Origin of the sequence: Sorangium sp. So ce394 (genome assembly GCF_051474665.1) — a bacterium.
Classification (GTDB): domain Bacteria; phylum Myxococcota_A; class Polyangia; order Polyangiales; family Polyangiaceae; genus Sorangium; species Sorangium cellulosum_D.
Map to the genome: position 1 here is coordinate 13,147,888 of NZ_CP150339.1, position 15,282 is coordinate 13,163,169.

13 protein-coding genes are annotated in these 15,282 nt (G+C 72.9%); 2 read left to right on the top strand and 11 right to left on the bottom strand.

Going from position 1 to position 15,282, the window contains the following annotated elements:
- Positions 1 to 25: 25 nt before the first annotated feature.
- The 9 genes from WMF33_RS48625 to rnr form a co-directional block, all read right to left on the bottom strand.
- The gene (locus tag WMF33_RS48625; protein ID WP_437334952.1) at positions 26 to 937 is read right to left on the bottom strand and encodes a methylenetetrahydrofolate reductase; all 912 of its coding nucleotides are present in this window, start codon (positions 935 to 937) and stop codon (positions 26 to 28) included.
- A gap of 15 nt (positions 938 to 952) precedes the next feature.
- A complete protein-coding gene (locus tag WMF33_RS48630; protein ID WP_437334953.1) occupies positions 953 to 1,240 on the bottom strand; it encodes an MSMEG_0570 family nitrogen starvation response protein in 288 nt (95 codons plus the stop codon).
- A gap of 12 nt (positions 1,241 to 1,252) precedes the next feature.
- On the bottom strand, positions 1,253 to 2,476 hold the full coding sequence (locus WMF33_RS48635) for an MSMEG_0565 family glycosyltransferase (RefSeq protein WP_437334954.1): 1,224 nt from the start codon (positions 2,474 to 2,476) through the stop codon (positions 1,253 to 1,255).
- On the bottom strand, positions 2,473 to 3,498 hold the full coding sequence (locus tag WMF33_RS48640) for a sll0787 family AIR synthase-like protein (protein WP_437334955.1): 1,026 nt from the start codon (positions 3,496 to 3,498) through the stop codon (positions 2,473 to 2,475). Before WMF33_RS48640 ends, WMF33_RS48635 begins: the two co-directional genes overlap by 4 nt.
- Positions 3,498 to 4,004, bottom strand: coding sequence for an MSMEG_0567/Sll0786 family nitrogen starvation N-acetyltransferase (locus WMF33_RS48645; RefSeq protein ID WP_437334956.1), 507 nt, complete (start codon positions 4,002 to 4,004; stop codon positions 3,498 to 3,500). Before WMF33_RS48645 ends, WMF33_RS48640 begins: the two co-directional genes overlap by 1 nt.
- A complete protein-coding gene (locus tag WMF33_RS48650) occupies positions 3,901 to 5,247 on the bottom strand; it encodes an MSMEG_0568 family radical SAM protein (RefSeq protein ID WP_437334957.1) in 1,347 nt (448 codons plus the stop codon). Before WMF33_RS48650 ends, WMF33_RS48645 begins: the two co-directional genes overlap by 104 nt.
- Positions 5,192 to 6,220, bottom strand: a complete 1,029-nt coding sequence (locus WMF33_RS48655; RefSeq protein ID WP_437334958.1) for a Nit6803 family nitrilase — start codon at positions 6,218 to 6,220, stop codon at positions 5,192 to 5,194. The genes WMF33_RS48650 and WMF33_RS48655 overlap by 56 nt, the downstream gene beginning before the upstream one ends.
- Positions 6,221 to 6,234: 14 nt before the next feature.
- Positions 6,235 to 6,717, bottom strand: a complete 483-nt coding sequence (locus tag WMF33_RS48660; RefSeq protein WP_020742060.1) for an MSMEG_0572/Sll0783 family nitrogen starvation response protein — start codon at positions 6,715 to 6,717, stop codon at positions 6,235 to 6,237.
- Between the two features lie 342 nt (positions 6,718 to 7,059).
- Positions 7,060 to 9,441: a ribonuclease R gene (gene rnr / locus WMF33_RS48665; protein ID WP_437334959.1), complete on the bottom strand. Its 2,382-nt coding sequence runs from the start codon at positions 9,439 to 9,441 to the stop codon at positions 7,060 to 7,062.
- A 92-nt stretch (positions 9,442 to 9,533) separates the two neighbouring features.
- On the opposite strand from rnr, the gene WMF33_RS48670 reads away from it, so the two are divergent.
- Together WMF33_RS48670 and add are read left to right on the top strand one after the other, a co-directional pair.
- Positions 9,534 to 10,913 (top strand): vitamin K epoxide reductase family protein, encoded by a 1,380-nt coding sequence (locus tag WMF33_RS48670; protein WP_437334960.1) that lies wholly within the window; start codon positions 9,534 to 9,536, stop codon positions 10,911 to 10,913.
- Between the two features lie 63 nt (positions 10,914 to 10,976).
- Complete coding sequence (gene add, locus WMF33_RS48675) at positions 10,977 to 12,158, top strand: adenosine deaminase (protein WP_437334961.1); 1,182 nt, start codon at positions 10,977 to 10,979, stop codon at positions 12,156 to 12,158.
- 54 nt (positions 12,159 to 12,212) lie between these two features.
- Here the strand turns inward: add and nadE are convergent, their stop codons facing one another.
- Positions 12,213 to 14,132 (bottom strand): NAD(+) synthase, encoded by a 1,920-nt coding sequence (gene nadE / locus WMF33_RS48680; protein ID WP_437334962.1) that lies wholly within the window; start codon positions 14,130 to 14,132, stop codon positions 12,213 to 12,215.
- A gap of 11 nt (positions 14,133 to 14,143) precedes the next feature.
- Positions 14,144 to 15,115, bottom strand: coding sequence for a hypothetical protein (locus tag WMF33_RS48685; protein ID WP_437334963.1), 972 nt, complete (start codon positions 15,113 to 15,115; stop codon positions 14,144 to 14,146).
- Positions 15,116 to 15,282: the final 167 nt, after the last annotated feature.

Consider the following 15,282-nt stretch of genomic DNA (forward strand, 5'->3'; position numbering starts at 1 on the left):
GGAGGGGCTCACGCCGCCCGCCGGCTCACGCCGCGCGGCGGAGCCCCGCCTCCTCGACCAGCCGGGGCACCCAGTCCTCCGCGCCGATGGAGCGCATGTGGATGCCCGAGAGCCCGGGGACGTCGCGGAGCCCGCGGATGAGCTCCAGCGTGATCCGGTAGCTCTCGCCCTCGGCGTCGCCGCTCTGGCGGACGCGCTCGATCAGGTGCTCCGGCACCACGAGGCCCGGCACCTTCTGCAAGAAGCTCAGCCGGTCCACGCCGGCGAACGGGAAGATCGCCGCGATGAAGTGGGCGCGCTCGTGGAGCCCGCGCTCGACCACCGCGGCCATCCAGCGGCGCATCGGCGCGAGCTCGAACACCGCCTGCACCTGGATGAAGCTCGCGCCCGCGTCGATCTTCGCGCTGAGCCGGTCCATCGCCCCGGCGATCGCCTGCTCCCCGCACGGGAAATCGATGGTCCCGACGTGGAAGTAGGGCGCCGGCGAAATGACGTCTCCATTGTAGAGCCTCCCCTCGCGCGTCATCCGGCGGGTCAGCTCGATCGCCGCGTAGCTGTCGACGTCGCTCACCTCCTTGGCCTCGGGATCCGAGCCGATGGCGCACGGATAGCCGCCCAGGATGATGATGTTCGAGAGCCCGAGCGCCGCCATCCCGAGCAGGTCGCCCTGGAGGGCGATCCTGTTCTTGTGGCGGAGCGAGAACTGGAGCACCGGCTCGAGCCCCTCCTGCTTGACGAAATGGCCGACTGCCATGTTGGCGCAGCGCGCCTGGGAGAGCAGGTGATCGTTGATCTGCACCACGTCGACACACCCGGCCATGTTTCGGGCGTGCTTCAAGAGCTTCTCCAGGTCGTAGTGCCGCGGGGGCGTCAGCTCGGCGGACACGAGGAACTGGCGCTCGCTGAGGAGGCGCTCCATCTTCGACTTCGACACCATACCGTGCTCCTTCCGTCACTCGACGAACTTGAGGACCCGGACCTTGGCCCCGCTCTGGCCGTGGAATCGCGCGGCCGCGCTCGCGATGCGCGCCGCCTCCGCCCGCGCCAGGCTGCAGGGGAACCCGTACTTCTTGAAGACCCGCTCGCTCGCGATCTCGAGCGCCTTCCGGCAACGCGACACGAAATCGTCGATGGAGTAGCTCTCCCCGACGTCGAGGTGTTCTTTCACGACGAGCGACGGAGAATAACAGACCTGCTGCTCGCCGCTCGGCCACTCGATCACGAAGCGCATCTCCGGCATACGTCGCTCGTCCTAGTTATGGCGGGATCCGAGGAACTCGCGGTAGACGCCGGCCGCGATGCGCGCCGAGCGCTCCCACGTGTACCGCGCCGCGGCCTCGATCGCCGCCGCGCGCAGGCGCCGCCTCACGCCTCCCTCCAGGATAGCCTCCATCGCGGCCGCGAGATCCTCTGTTCTCGAGGGATCGACGAGCAGCGCGCTCTCCCCGTCTCGGAGGAACTCGGTGAAGGGAGGTTGAGCAGAGCTCACCACCGGCGCGCCCGACGCCATCGCCTCGAGCAGGACGAGCCCGAATCCCTCGCGGACGGACGGGAATACGAACGCGTCGGCGAGGCGGTAGAGCGGCGGGATCAGCGCGTCGGGGAGCACGCCCGCGAGGACGAGCGGCGGCGGCGCGCCCGCGGCCCGCGCCCCCGCCGCAGGCGCGCCCGCGGGCGCGGGAAAGACGCCGTGTTCCCGCGCGATCGCCTCGAACTCGCGCTGGTACGGCGCGTAATCGAACAGCGTCTCTCCGCCCGCGATGATCAGCTGGGCTCCGGGCAGCCGCCTCCGGACCGACAGGAACGCCTTGAGCAGACCGATCGAGTTCTTGCGCGGCTCGACGCCGCCCACGGTCACGTAGAGCGGCGACCCGGTCGCGTCGAGCCGCGCCCGGAGCTCCGCGTCGCGCGCGTCCGGCGCCGGCGAGTACCGCCGCAGGCTCACGCCGTTCGGGACGATCGCCGCGTCGACGCCGAGATCGGCCCGGAGCGTCCTCCGCCACGCCTCGCTGACGACGAGGCACGCGTCCGCCTCGCGCACCGAGCGCTCCTGGCAGGCGCGCAGGTAGGGGCTGTCGTAGTCGTCGAGGTGGTGCACGGTCCGGAGGAAGTGGGGCACGCGCCCCTCGGCGCGCAGCGCGGCGAGCGCGTTCGCGCTGATGCAGTCCTGGGAGTGCCAGATGTCGTGCCGCGCCCCGAGGCGGCGCAACCCGGCCTCGAGCTCCGCGATGCGCTGCCGCACGACCGCGTCGATCCCCTCCGGCGGGGGCGCGGCGGGCACGAGGACGGCGGGGCAGCGCGGCGGCCGGTAGAAGCCGCCCTGGTCCTTGTTCAGCGCGTAGATGCAGACGTCCACGCCGAGGTCGTGGAGCGCCTCCGCGAGCTCCACCGTGTGCACGACGCCGCCGCGCGGCTTTGTCGAGTAGGTGAGCAGCGCGACCGAGAGCGGCGCGCCGGGCGCGGCGCCGGCGCTCATCGCGCGCCCTCGCCCGCGAAGCCGGTGAGCGGCTCGGCCGACAGGTCCCAGAGCGTCTGCCGCTCGCCGGCGGCCTCCAGCGTGAGCCGCCGCGAGCCGTCGACGGCGCCGACCGCGGCGCTCGCGATGCCGCGCCGGGCGAAGGCCGCGAGGACCGCGCCGGCGGCGTCGGGGCGCACGCTGAGCAAAAAGCCGTAGCTCGGGAACGCGAGCAGCCAGCGCGCGATCGAGAGATCGCGCGCGTCGCACGGCCGCGGGACGGCCGCGACGTCGAGCACCGCGCCGACGCCGGACGTCTCCAGGAGCATCAGCAGCGTCCCCGCGACGCCGCCCATGCTGATGTCCTTGCCCGCGTCGCACAGGCCCGCCTCGGCGAGGGCGGGCAGGACCTCGAGATCGCCGCGGAGCCGCGCCGGGTCGGTGCCCGTCGAGGCGTCCCAGAAGGGGTGCTCCGCGTGCATCCTGCCGCGCAGGTCGATCGCCGCGACGAGCACGTCGCCGGGGCGCGCCGCGAAGCTCGTGATGAGCCGCCGCGCCCGCCCCGCGATGGCCACGGCGAGGGCGTTGTAGGGGCTGCGCGCGCTCGTATGACCTCCGACGATCGGCACCCCGTAGGCGCGCGACGCGGCGACCATGCCCTCCCAGACCGGCTCCAGCGCGCCGGCCGAGGTCCCCCAGACGACGTCGACCACGGCGATGGGGCGGCCGCCCATCGCGTAGATGTCGCTGACGTTGACCATCACGGCGCTGTAGCCCGCGAACCGCGGGTCTCCTTCGAGGAACGTCGGCCAGATCCCCTCGGCGGCGAGGAGCAGGTAGCCGTCGCCGTCGGGGATGGCCGCGCAGTCGTCGCCGAGCGCGGCGGGCCGATGGACCGCGCCGGCCGCGTCGCCCGCGCCGGCCGCGTCGCCTGCGCCACCCGCGCCCGGCTTGCCGGACAGGTACCGCGCCGGGATCTGCACGTCCCGCTTCGCGAGGATGCCGAGCGCGCCCCGCAGCTCGGCCGCGATGCCGGCGAGCATCAGCGGAACCTCTGCCCGGGCGGCGGGCGGGGCTCGTCGCCCGGCGGGTAGCTCGCGAGGTCGGCCTCCATCAGGTGGTGCGGGCGATCGCGGAACGACCGCTCCTCGAGGGAGCGCCAGTGGATGCTCTCGAAGAACGGCACGTTGGCCGCCTGCACGAGCGCGAGGAACCTCTGGCACCCCCAGCCGTGGGCGGAGGTGACCGCCTTGTGGACGAGGCCGCGGCCGACCACGCCCTGCTTGCGGTGGGCGCGCTCGACGGCGAGCCGGCCGCCGTACCAGAGGCCGGGCTCCGCCTCGTAGATGCGCACCGTGCCGACGACCGCCTCGCCCCCCGGCGCCCCGCGCAGCACGGCGGCGATGGGGAACGCCGAGGCGTCCCAGTCGTCCTCGTCGGTCGTCTTAAACAGCCCTTGCTCGTCGCAGAAGGTGGCCCGGCGCAAGCGGAGGTACGCGAGATACGTGTCCCGCGTCTGCACAAGCTCGAAGCTGTACTGAGGCGTCATCGGAGCTCTCCGAGGTTGATGTCCATGCCGCGCCCGCGTCCGGCGGCGCCGCGTCCGGCGGCGCCGCGGCCTGGCCCTCCGCCTCGAAGCCCGAGAGCCCCGAGCAGGCGCCGCAGCGGGCGCAGCCCGCCTTCACGTCGTTCGATCGCAGCCCCGCCCGCGCGAGCAGCGGGCCGATGTGCGCGTAGAGCGCCCGCATGAAATCCCCCGAGGGCGGCGCGCGATCGGCCGCGGGCGTCCCCGGGATGGGCACGAGCGGGACGAGGAACGGATAGACCCCCATCGCGATGAGCCGCTCGCTCGCGTCGAGCAGCGACGCCAGCGAGTCGCCGAGCCCCGCGATGAGGTAGGTCGACACCTGGCCGCGGCCGAACACGCGCACGGCCGCCTCGAACGCCTCGAAGTACCGGGCCACGCTCACCTCGGCCTTGCCCGGCATCGCGGCCGCGCGCACCTCGTCCTCGACCGCCTCGAGGTGCATGCCCAGGCTGTCGACGCCGGCCGCGCGCATCCGCTCGAACCAGGCGAAATCGTCGGGCGGCTCGCACTGCGCCTGCACCGGCAGGTCGACGCGCGCCTTGATGCCGCGCGCGCAGTCGGCGAGGTGCGCCGCCCCGCGGTCGGGCGACCGCGGCGTGCCCGTGGTGAGCGTCACGTGCCGCACCCCGTCGAGCCGCGCCGCCGCCTCGGCGACCTCGCCGAGCTGCTCCGGCGTCTTCTTCGCGGTGGTGCGCCCGGCCGCGAGCGACTGCCCGATCGCGCAGAACGTGCACGCCTTGTCGCGCTCCGAGTACCGGATGCACGTCTGGAGCACCGTCGAGGCGAGGACGTCCGCCCCGTGCAGGAGCGCGATCTTGGGGTAGGGGATGCCGTCCCTGGTCGAGAGGGCGTAGAAGCGCGGCGCCTTCACGAGGGCGATCGGCGCGAGCGCCCTGCCGTCGCGCTCGACGGTCCCCGCGCCGTCGCGCCCGATCCGCGCCACGAACGGCGACGCCGCGGCCTGGTCGGTGTGGATCGGGATCATCACCGTGGCGCCGCGGAGCGTGGCCGCCACGTGCTGGGTCGGCCCCGCCCCGCCGCGGCGCGAGGTCCACGCCGCGCGGCGGCCCTCGCCGCCTTCCGACGCGGGCGACGTGGGCGACGCGGGCTCGCCCGGCGCCGCGGCGCCCGCGGCGCCCTCGGGGGCCTCAGCCAGCCTCAGGCCGAACGACTGGAGCTCGGTGATCAGCGTCTGGGTATCCATGGTCCACCGCCGCAGGATCGAGGGAGGAGGCCTTGGGGCTGCCTGCGCCGAGCACCATCGGTCGCTCTGCCGTGTCCATCCAAAGCCGCAGCAAGTCGGGCCGGGCGTAGTGCCCCGCCGCATCCATCATCCGTTTTCGCTTCGTGATCAGGGCGAAGTCGAGGTCCGCGACGGCCATCCCCTCGCCGTCGGTCACCGGCGGGCACGCGTGCGCGCCCTCCGGCGTCACGATCGCCGTCATGCACCCGCCGCGCAGCACGCCCTGGATTTGCTCGTTCGGCGCGACCTCCCGGACCTGCTCCGGCGTCAGGAAGGCCGTGGCGTTCACCACGAAGCACCCCGACTCCAGCGCGTGGTGCCGGATGGTCACCTCCATCTGCTCGGCGAAGATCGGCCCGACCAGGGAGCCGGGGAACTGGCTGCAATGGATCTGCTCGTGCTGCGCGATGAGCGCGAACCGCGCGAGCGGGTTGTAGTGCTCCCAGCACGCGAGCGCGCCGAGCCTCCCGACCGCGGTGTCCACGGTCCTGAGGCCCGAGCCGTCGCCTTGCCCCCAGATCATCCGCTCATGGTAGGTCGGCGTGATCTTGCGCCGGTGGAGCACGAGGGCGCCGTCCCTGTCGAAGACGAGCTGCGCGTTGTACAGCGTGCCGTGATCGCGCTCGTTCACGCCGAGCACCACGACCACCCCGTGCGCGCGCGCGGCGGCGGCCACGGTCCGCGTCACCGGGCCGGGGACGGTGACCGCCTCGTCGTAAAGGCGCATGTGCTCCTTGCCCATGGCGGGCGGCGGGAGCACGAAGGAGAAGTAGGGGTAATACGGGACGAACGCCTCGGGGAAGACGCAGAGCTCGGCGCCCTCCTTCGCGGCCCTGGCGATCGCGGCGACGACTCGCTCGGTCGTCCCGTCCCTGCTGCCGAGGACGGGACTGGCCTGCACCGCGGCGGCCCGGACTTTGCGGTTGTACTCCATGGACGGCGCTCGGGTCAGAGCGTCCAGGAGTGGACCATGAACGCGTTCTCCCGGCGGTGGATCAGCTGGATGTCGAGCACGTCGAGCGGGCTGATGGGCTTGATTCCCGGGATCAGCGCGTGCTCGCCGTGGCCGTAGAGCGCCTGCAGCGCGAACCGACACGCGTACACCTTGCCGCCCTCCTCCATGAACCGCCCGATCTGCTGGTTCACGGCGAGGTGCCCGGAGAACGCCTCGCTGCCGAGCTTCGGAAAGCCGCGCTGCAGCCCCAGCGTGACGCCCGGCCCGTACAGCAAGATGGATGTCTCAAACCCTTTACGCTGAAGGCGGATCGCCGTCAGCACGTTGACGAGGCCGATCGAGCCCTCGAAGGCCACGGTGTGAAAGGTGACCAGCGCCTTCTCTCCCGGCTTCGCCTTGACGTCTTCGAAGACCTTCTCCTCGTAATCGACCAGGAAGTCACCAGCGTTGTAGGCGGGATACGTCGGCTTCGGCATTGGTTACCTCTCTCCTAGAATGAATAAGTTGAGACCATAGTGATTTTCTGAACGCAAGGAAAATGCAGGAGCCCGCCCTCTTTTGATCGCGACTGGATCGCGAAGAGGCGCGGAGGAGGTGCGATTGTGGATCTCGCGTCGACGCGCGCCGCGGGCGGACCGAGCAGCGCGCGGCGCGGGCCGGCCTCGTTGGTTTCGAGGGTCTATCTCAGCGATTTCGAGGAGGTTTCGCGCGCTTATCGGCGCGCGTGAGCGCGGCTCGATCGGTGTCGCGCGCTCGTGCGTCCGAGCGGCAAAGGCCGGCGGGAATGCCGGCGGATCGTGGCGCCCTCGGGCGCCCTGCTATCGCTGCTTCTTTCGCCCCTTGGCGCTCTTGCCGCCCTTGCCACCGTTGCCGCCCTTGCCGGCCTTCAGGCCCTTGGCGGGCTTCGTGCTCTTGCTGGCCTTGACACGACGAGTTGTCCGTGCGTCCGTCGCGTCGCGCCGCAGCCGGCGCGGCTTCGACTCGTCCGACATCCCGTCTCCGGCGAGCCGCCGGCCGTAGATGGTGCGCCGGAGGATGGCCACGTCCTCGATCTGCACGAGCATCGCGTCGCCGATCGCGATCCGGTCCCCCGACCGGCGGCCGATGACGCGCAGCCCCTCGTCGTCGATCTCGTAATCATCCCGGCCGAGCGACTCCATGCGGACGAGCACGTCGACGAAGGGATCCTCGATGTTGACGTAAACGCCCGTCCCCACGATGCCCGTCACGGTGCCCTCGAAGGTGTCCCCGAGCCGGGAGCGCATGACGAGCGCGCGGTGCAGGTCGACCACCTCGCGCTCCACCTCCATCGCCTTGCGCTCGCGCTCCGACGCCACGATGGCCGCCTCGCGCAGCCGCTCGAGCGCCGCCTCGCTCCGGTCGACGCGCTCGCCGCGCAGCACCGCGCGGATCGCGCGGTGGGCGGTGATGTCGGGATACCGCCGGATGGGCGAGGTGAAGTGCAGGTACGCGCTCGAGGCCAGCCCGAAATGGCCCACGTTGGCCACGTCGTACACCGCCTGCTTCATGGCGCGGAGCAGGAGCATGTGCAGCACCTGCTTCTGCGGGTGCGCGTCGAGCTTCTTCAGGAACGCCGACAGCCGCTTCGGATCGGCCGCGTCCTCCGGGTCGAACGCGAGCCCGAGCTCGCCGCACATCGTCGCGAAGCGCTCGAGCTTCGCCTGGTCCGGGGGCGCGTGGTACCGGAACACGGTGGGGATGCCCTGGTCGACCACGAACTGCGCGCAGGTCTCGTTCGCCAGGAGCATCATCTCCTCGATGAGCTGGTAGGCCTTCGCCACCCCGGGGTCGTGGCTGCGCTTCTGCACGTCGACGGGCGCGCCCGTCGACGGATCGAGCACCACCTTCGCCTCGGGCAGGTCGAGGTCGAGCGCGCCCCGCCGCATCCGCCGGCCGCGGAGCAGCCGGGCGAGGTCCCACATCACCTGGAGGTCGTTCCGGAGCGCCTCGGCCTCCGGGCTGCGCGGCGGATCGGGCGTGAAGCCGAGCGCGCGCGCCACGCCGGGGTAGGTGAGCTTCGCGATCGACCGGATGTACCCCTCGATGACGCGGGCGCGCCGCACCGTCGCGGTCGCGTCGAGCTCGACCTCGACGCACAGGCAGAGCCGGATCACGCCCGGCAGGAGGGAGCAGAGGTTCGACGACAGCGCCCGCGGCAGCATCGGGATCGCGCGATCGGGCAGGTAGATCGAGTTGCCCCGCCCGAGCGCCGCCTGGTCGAGCGCGCTGCCCGGCCGCACGTAGTGCGATACGTCGGCGATCGCGATCCAGGCCCGGTACGAGCCGTCGTCCTCGCGGATCACCCAGACCGCGTCGTCGTGGTCGCGCGCGTCCTCCGGGTCGATCGTCGGCATCGGCAGGTGGGTGAGGTCGGTGCGCCCCTCGAGCGCCTCGGCCGGCACCTCGCCCCCGAACGCCTCGGCTTCGGCGATCGCCTCCCTCGTGTGCTCCTCCTCGATCCCCTCGCGCAGCAGGATCTTGGCGACCTCCACGTTCGGGTCGCCGGGCGTCCCGAGCACGGCCTCGAGCACGCCCTCCGGGTTCTCGTCGGGCAGGTCCGGGAAGCGGGCGATCGACACGACCGCCGCGGCGCCGTCCTCCGCGTCGGGCGGCGCGAGCGGCCCGCCCGGCTCGCGCGGCACGATCACGATCGGCCCGCGGACGCGCCCGTCGTCCGGCTCGAGCCAGGCGCTCCTGCCTCGCCGCCTGAGCACGCCCGCCACGCGCGCGTGGCGCCGCTTGACCACGCGGACGATCTCCCCCTCCACGCCGCGCCGCGAGCGCGTCGCGATGCGCACCGCGACGGTGTCGCCGTGGAGCGCGCCGCCCATCGCCTCGGGCGAGATGTAGACGTCCTCGGCCGCCCCGCCGAGCGACACGAACCCGAAGCCGCGCGGGTGCACGGTCAGCGTCCCCTCGTGCTCGGCGCCGCGCGCCTCGACCTGCTGGCGGCTCACGCGGAACCGCTGGCCGGGGAGGGCGACGATGCTGCCCTCCGTCGACAGCTCCTCGAGCAGCCGCTGCAGCTTCGTGTAGCGGCTCGGCTCGACCCCGAGGCGCTCGGCGATCTCGTTGGCGTGCAGGGCGCGCTTGAATGACGACAGCAGGCCGACCACGGCCTCCCGGCGGCGCGCGCCGGAGCCGGTCGTCGGGGAATCTCCGCGAGATGAGGAACGCATGAAACTCGACTAGCACGAGTCTCCTCTCGCTGGCTGTCGCCGCCCGGGTCCGGTATGCCTCGAACCCACGCCTCTGGCGCCGCCACGGACCGATGCTGCTGAACTCGATCGCCCTGCTCCTCGCGCTGATGCTCCTCGTCTTCCTCGCCGGGAGGGGCAACGTCTTCGCGGTGCGTCCGGCGCGCGACAGACGCGACGCGCGTGAATCCTCGGAGGCGCATCGGGCCGGCCCCGAGGGGCCCGCGACCCAGGCGGCAGGGCCCGCGACCTCGACCGGCGAGGCGCAGGCCGGGCGCGCCCGGTTCGTCGTGACGCTCTTCCGGCTCGCGCTGTTCGTCGCCATCGCGGCGAGCGCGGCGCTCGTCGTCGAGTACCAGAACGCCGGCGACCCCGCGTTCTGCGGCGTCAGCTCGGGCTGCTTCGCCGTCCGGGTGTCGCCGTACAGCCGGCTGCTCGGGGTCCCGCTGCCGAACCTCGGCCTCGCCGCCTTCAGCACGCTCCTCGCCGCCTCGCTGCTCGCGCGGGAGCGCTGGCACCACGTCGCGATCGCGGCGGCCTCGGCCGCCGGCGGCCTCGCCGCCACGGTGCTCCTCGGCCTGCAGGCCTTCGCGATCGGCGCGTTCTGCGCGTGGTGCGTCGCGGTCGACGTCGCGGCCATCGCCGCCGCGGTCACGTCCGCGCTCGTCGCCTGGCAGGCGTGGCGCATGCCGCGCGCGGCGTTCGATCGCGCCGCGCAGGGCGGGCTGCCCGGCACCACGGTGTGGGGCGCGGCCGCCGTCGCGGCGATCGGCCTGCCGTTCCTCTGGGGCAGCTACCCGGTCATCCCGCCGCTCCCGCCGGAGCTCGCGGCGCTGCAGGAGCCCGGCAAGATCACGGTCGTCGCCTTCACCGACTTCGAGTGTCCCTTCTGCCGCCGGCTGCACCCCGAGCTGAGCCAGATGGAGGAGCCCTACGGCGACCGGCTGCGCCACGTGCGCAAGATGGTGCCGCTGCCCAGCCACCCCGGCGCGCTCCCCGCGGCGAAGGCGTACGTCTGCGCGCCCCCGGACAAGCGCGAGCAGGCCGCGGCGCTGCTCTACAGCGCGTCGCCCGGCAAGCTCACGGACGACCGCGTCGCGTCCGTCCTCGCGCCGCTCGGGCTCCCCGCCGACTTCGAGGCCTGCCTCGCCGCGCCGGAGACCCAGGCCACGATCGACGCGGACGTCGCGCTGTATGGGCGGATGGAGGCGCGCGGGCTCCCCGCCACCTACGTCGGGCGGCGGCTCGTGGTCGGCTACAACCCCGATCGCCTCCGCGATGCGCTGCGGCGCGAGGCCGCCGGGGATCCGCTCAGCCTGCCGCTCCCGCTGCTCTTCGTCGCCCTCTTCGGCGTCTCCGCGGCCGCGGTCGTCGTGGGCAGCCGGGATCGCTCGCGCGGCGCGTCGGGCGGGTCCGCGCCGCCCCCGTCATCGGCGGCGGCGGCGGCACCGTAAGCCGCGCCGCGCTGCGCTCGCCCGCCGCCTTTCGCGGCCGGTCGGCGGGTGACAGAATAGCTCATGAGTGATCATCCCGAGCTAGCCGGCAAGCTCCCGCTGGAGTTCTTCCGGCAACTACCCAAGACCGATCTGCACGTCCACCTCGACGGCTCTTTGCGCCTCGAGACGATCATCGACCTCGCCCGCAGCAACCGCGTCGAGCTCCCGACGTACGAGCCGTCGGAGCTGCGCCGGGTGATGAACCTGGGCCAGAACTGCGGCTCGCTCGTCGAGTACCTCAAGGCGTTCGACATCACGCTGCGCGTCCTCCAGACCGAGGAGGCGCTCTACCGCGTCGCCTACGAGCTCGCCGAGGACGCCGCGCGCGAGAACGTCCGTTACATGGAGGTCCGCTACTCGCCGATGCTGCACACCCGCCTCGGCCTGCGCCTCACGAGCGTCGTCGAGGCGGTGCTCTCGGGGCTCAGGGCGGCGCGCGACGCGCTGGGCATCGAGAGCAACGTCATCGTCTGCGGCATCCGGAACATCTCGCCGGAGTCGTCGCTGGAGATGGCGGAGCTCGCGGTGGCCTACAAGAGCCGCGGCGTGGTCGGGTTCGACCTCGCCGGCGCCGAGTACGACCACCCGGCGAAGCACCACAAGGCGGCGTTCCAGCTCGTGCGCCAGAACAACATCAACTGCACCATCCACGCCGGCGAGGCCTACGGCCCCGAGTCGATCGCGCAGGCGCTGCACGTCTGCGGCGCGCACCGGATCGGCCACGGCTGCCGCCTGCGCGAGGACGGGGGCCTGCTCCACTACATCAACGATCACCGGATCCCGCTCGAGTGCTGCCCGTCCTCGAACGTGCAGACCGGCGCCGTGCGCGACCTCGCCTCGCACCCGCTCAAGCTCTACCAGAGCCTCGGGCTGCGCGTGACGGTCAACACCGACAACCGGCTCGTCACCGACACGACGGTGTCGCACGAGCTCTGGCACTGCCACACGAAGATGGGGTTCGGCCTGAAGGAGATCAAGTCGACCATCGTGGCCGGCTTCAAGAGCGCCTTCCTGCCGTTCCACATCAAGCAGGGCTACCTCCGCCGCGTGACCGAGGAGCTCGAGCGCTTCTCCGCCGACGGCACGATCCGCCCCGCCCCGCCCCCGGCGCCCCCGGGCCACGAGATCCTCGAGCTCACCCCGATGGACGGGAAGGACGGCCGGCAGGCGGCGCAGACGCCGGTCGAGAAGGCCCCCAACTGACGCGCTGGCCGCCCCGCGCGGCGAGGGCGGCCGCGGGGCGCGCCCGGGCGGGGCTCAGCCGCCCTTCCACTCGGTCCGCTGCACCACGGGCAGCTGCAGCGCGCGCTCCCGGTCGAGATCGAGCGAGCCGAGGTGGATCGCGATCGGCGACTGCACCCACTTGAAGATCGATCTCGAGAACAGGGTCGCGAACTTCTCGGCCCACGCCGCGAGCGCGGCGGGGTCCTTGTCCGGGAACAGGCTGGGGAGCGCGGCGGCCAGCTCGTCGGCGGCGAGCTTCTCGGCGCCGTAGAGGTAGAGGCACGCGTCGAGCACCTCGAACGGCATGAGCTCGGCTTCCCCCGACTGGTTCTCGGCGAGCTCCGGCCCCGCCGTCGTGGCGAGCGTCTGCTGGATCCCCTTGAAGCCGAAGCGCTGCGAGAGGCGCTCGATGAGCGCGATGACCACGGTCTTCGGGAGGTTGGCGATCACGCTGAACGCCCCCTCGAGATCGCCGCCCACCGTGGTGTAGCCGAGCGCCTTCTCGCTCATGTTCCCCGTCTGCAGGAACAGCGCGCCGCTCGTGTTCGCCCAGTTCCACATGCGCCCGCCGCGGATGCGCGCCTGCACGTTCTGCCGCGTGAGCTCGGTGAGCTGCCGGCCCTCGCCGACCATCGCCTGGGCGGCCTCGAGCTCCCGGGGGAACGCGTCCTCGATCGGGATCACCGCGAACGAGGCGCCGAGATCGTCGGCGATCTGCGCGGCGGCCCGGTGCGTCGCGTCGCTGGAGTAGCGCGACGGCATGAAGAACGCGTGGAGCGACGCCTTCATCTGCGCGCGCAGCGCCTCGCCCTCGAGGCCCGGGTGGAGGAGCTGCACCGCGCGCCAGGCGACGAGCAGCGTGAGGAGCGAGTCGCGGCCGCCCGAGAGCGCGAGGCCGATGCCCCTGAAGGCGCCGATCTTGCGGTAGTAGTCGGCGACGCCGAGCGCGAGCACCTCGTAGAAGTCGTCGAGCAGCTCGTCGCGCGCCGAGATCGCCGGCAGCGCCGCCGAGGGCAGGAACGGCGTCGTGCCCGGCGGCGGGGCGGGGTAGGCGAGCCGCGAGCGGTCCGCGGTCTGCCCGGGCGCCCGGAGGACCTCCACCATGTGCGGGGAGGCGCGGCGGAACTCCTCGAGGTCGCTGCGCCAGGTGCTCGCCTCGCGGCGGCAGCGCGTCGTCCGGTCGAGGTCGACAACGGCCGCGGCGTACCCCTCGCGGAAGCGCGGCGCCTCCAGCATCGGGCGGCCGTTCTGGTTGATGAACCCGCCGCCGTCGAAGACGAGCCCGTCGTTGCCGCCGACCAGGTTCGCGTAGGCGATGGTGCACTGGTTGTCGGCCGCGCGCGTCGCGATCATCTCGCGCCGGGTGCCCGTCACCCCGGCGCGGAACGGCGACGCCGAGATGTTGCAGACGATCTCGGCGCCCGCGTAGCAGCGGCGCCGCATCGGCCCGTCGGGCGACCAGATGTCCTCGCACACCTCGACGGCGATCGTCCCGAAATCGAAGGCGAGGATGCGGTCGCCGCAGATCACGCCGTCGGCGTCGAGCTCCATGAACGGCATGCCGCGCGAGAACGTGCGCGCCTCGTAGAAAATGTTGTACGTGGGCAGCTTCTCCTTCGGGGAGAAGGCGAGCACCTGGCCGGCGTGGACGATCGCGCCGGCGTTGAAGAGGTCGCCCCCCACGCCGACGGTCACCCCGATGACGAACACGGTGCGGAGCGACGCCGTCTCCTCGGCGAAGCGGCGGAGCTCGCGCTGCTGGCTCGCGACGAACGCGGGCCACTGCACGAGGTCCTCGGACGCGTAGCCGCCGATCACCTGCTCCGGGAAGACCGCCAGGGTGACGTCGTCGCGCGCCATCGAGCGGGCGAGCGCGAGGCACCGGTCGGTGTTCGAGCGGACGGCGCCGACGGTCGCGTTGACGTTGGCGATTCCGATCTTGACGAGTCGCATCGGGCGGCAGCCTAGCGCGGCAGCACGGCGCTGAGCAGGGCGAAGAGCTTGTCGATCTCCCCGGGCGTCACGCGCCGGTTCGCCTTCACCCGGTCTCCCTCGGCGAAGAACTCGACCGGGTCGACGACCCGGACCGTCACGACGGCGATGCGGAACGAGGTCGCGCGCTCGATCTCCGCGTTGAGGAAGGCCGCGTCGCGGGCGGCGTCCTCGGGGCTCTGGCTCGCCCCGTCGAGCGCGACCGTGGCGCCGCCGTCCTTGGCCAGCGTCACGGTGGCCTCGAGCGATCTCAGCGTCGGCGGCACGCGGGGCGCCTCGCGCGGCCCCCGCAGCGTCCGCGCCGGATCGATGGCCGCGGCGAGCGCGGCCTCGTCGCCGACCGGCTCGGGGAAGCCGCCCGTGCCGATGAAGCGCCGCGCCTCGCGCGCCCGCGAGACCGGCAGCACCACGAGGAAGTTCGGCTCCACGGTCGCCACCACGCGCGTGTGCCCCTTGAGGGTCACGCGCACGGCCGGCACGCCGAGCCCGCTCTCCTCGGCGCCCGGCGGCTGGCTGCGCGAGAGGAGCGTGTCGAGCCCCGTCTTCAGCCGCTCCGGCGGCACGTTGTGCTCGAGGACGATCACCGCCTCGTGGGCCGCGTCCGCGCGCGGCGCGGTGATGAAGGCGCGCTCGAGATCCCGCTCCGGATCGAGCCCCGTGCCGGTGAGCACGGGGCCCCACAGATCGAGCGCCGCGAGCCGCGCCATGATCGGGTGGCCCCGGGTCCGATCGGCGAAGACGAGCACCGAGACCTTCCCCCCGGCGATCGACTGCGCGATCGCGGCCGCGTTGCGCGGCTTCGGCGGCGGCGGCGCCTCCACGAAGGCCGGCGCCGCCGCGGGCGCGGAGCCGCACGCGACGGCGGCGAGGGCGAGGCCGAGCGCGAGGAGCCGCAGCGGCAGGAGGCGCACCGCGGCGAAGAGCCCTTGACGAACGGACGGCATCACCCACGCGACGTTACCGGCACCCACCCGATCCCGCCAGCGGGGCAAGCCTCCCGCGTGGGCGCGCGCCGCTCGGCGAGGCGGCCATCCCTCTTCCTCGCGACGGGACCTGGAGTAGGATGCCCCTCCCGCGGTCCACGCCGAGCTCGTGCGCGCCGCATGGATCC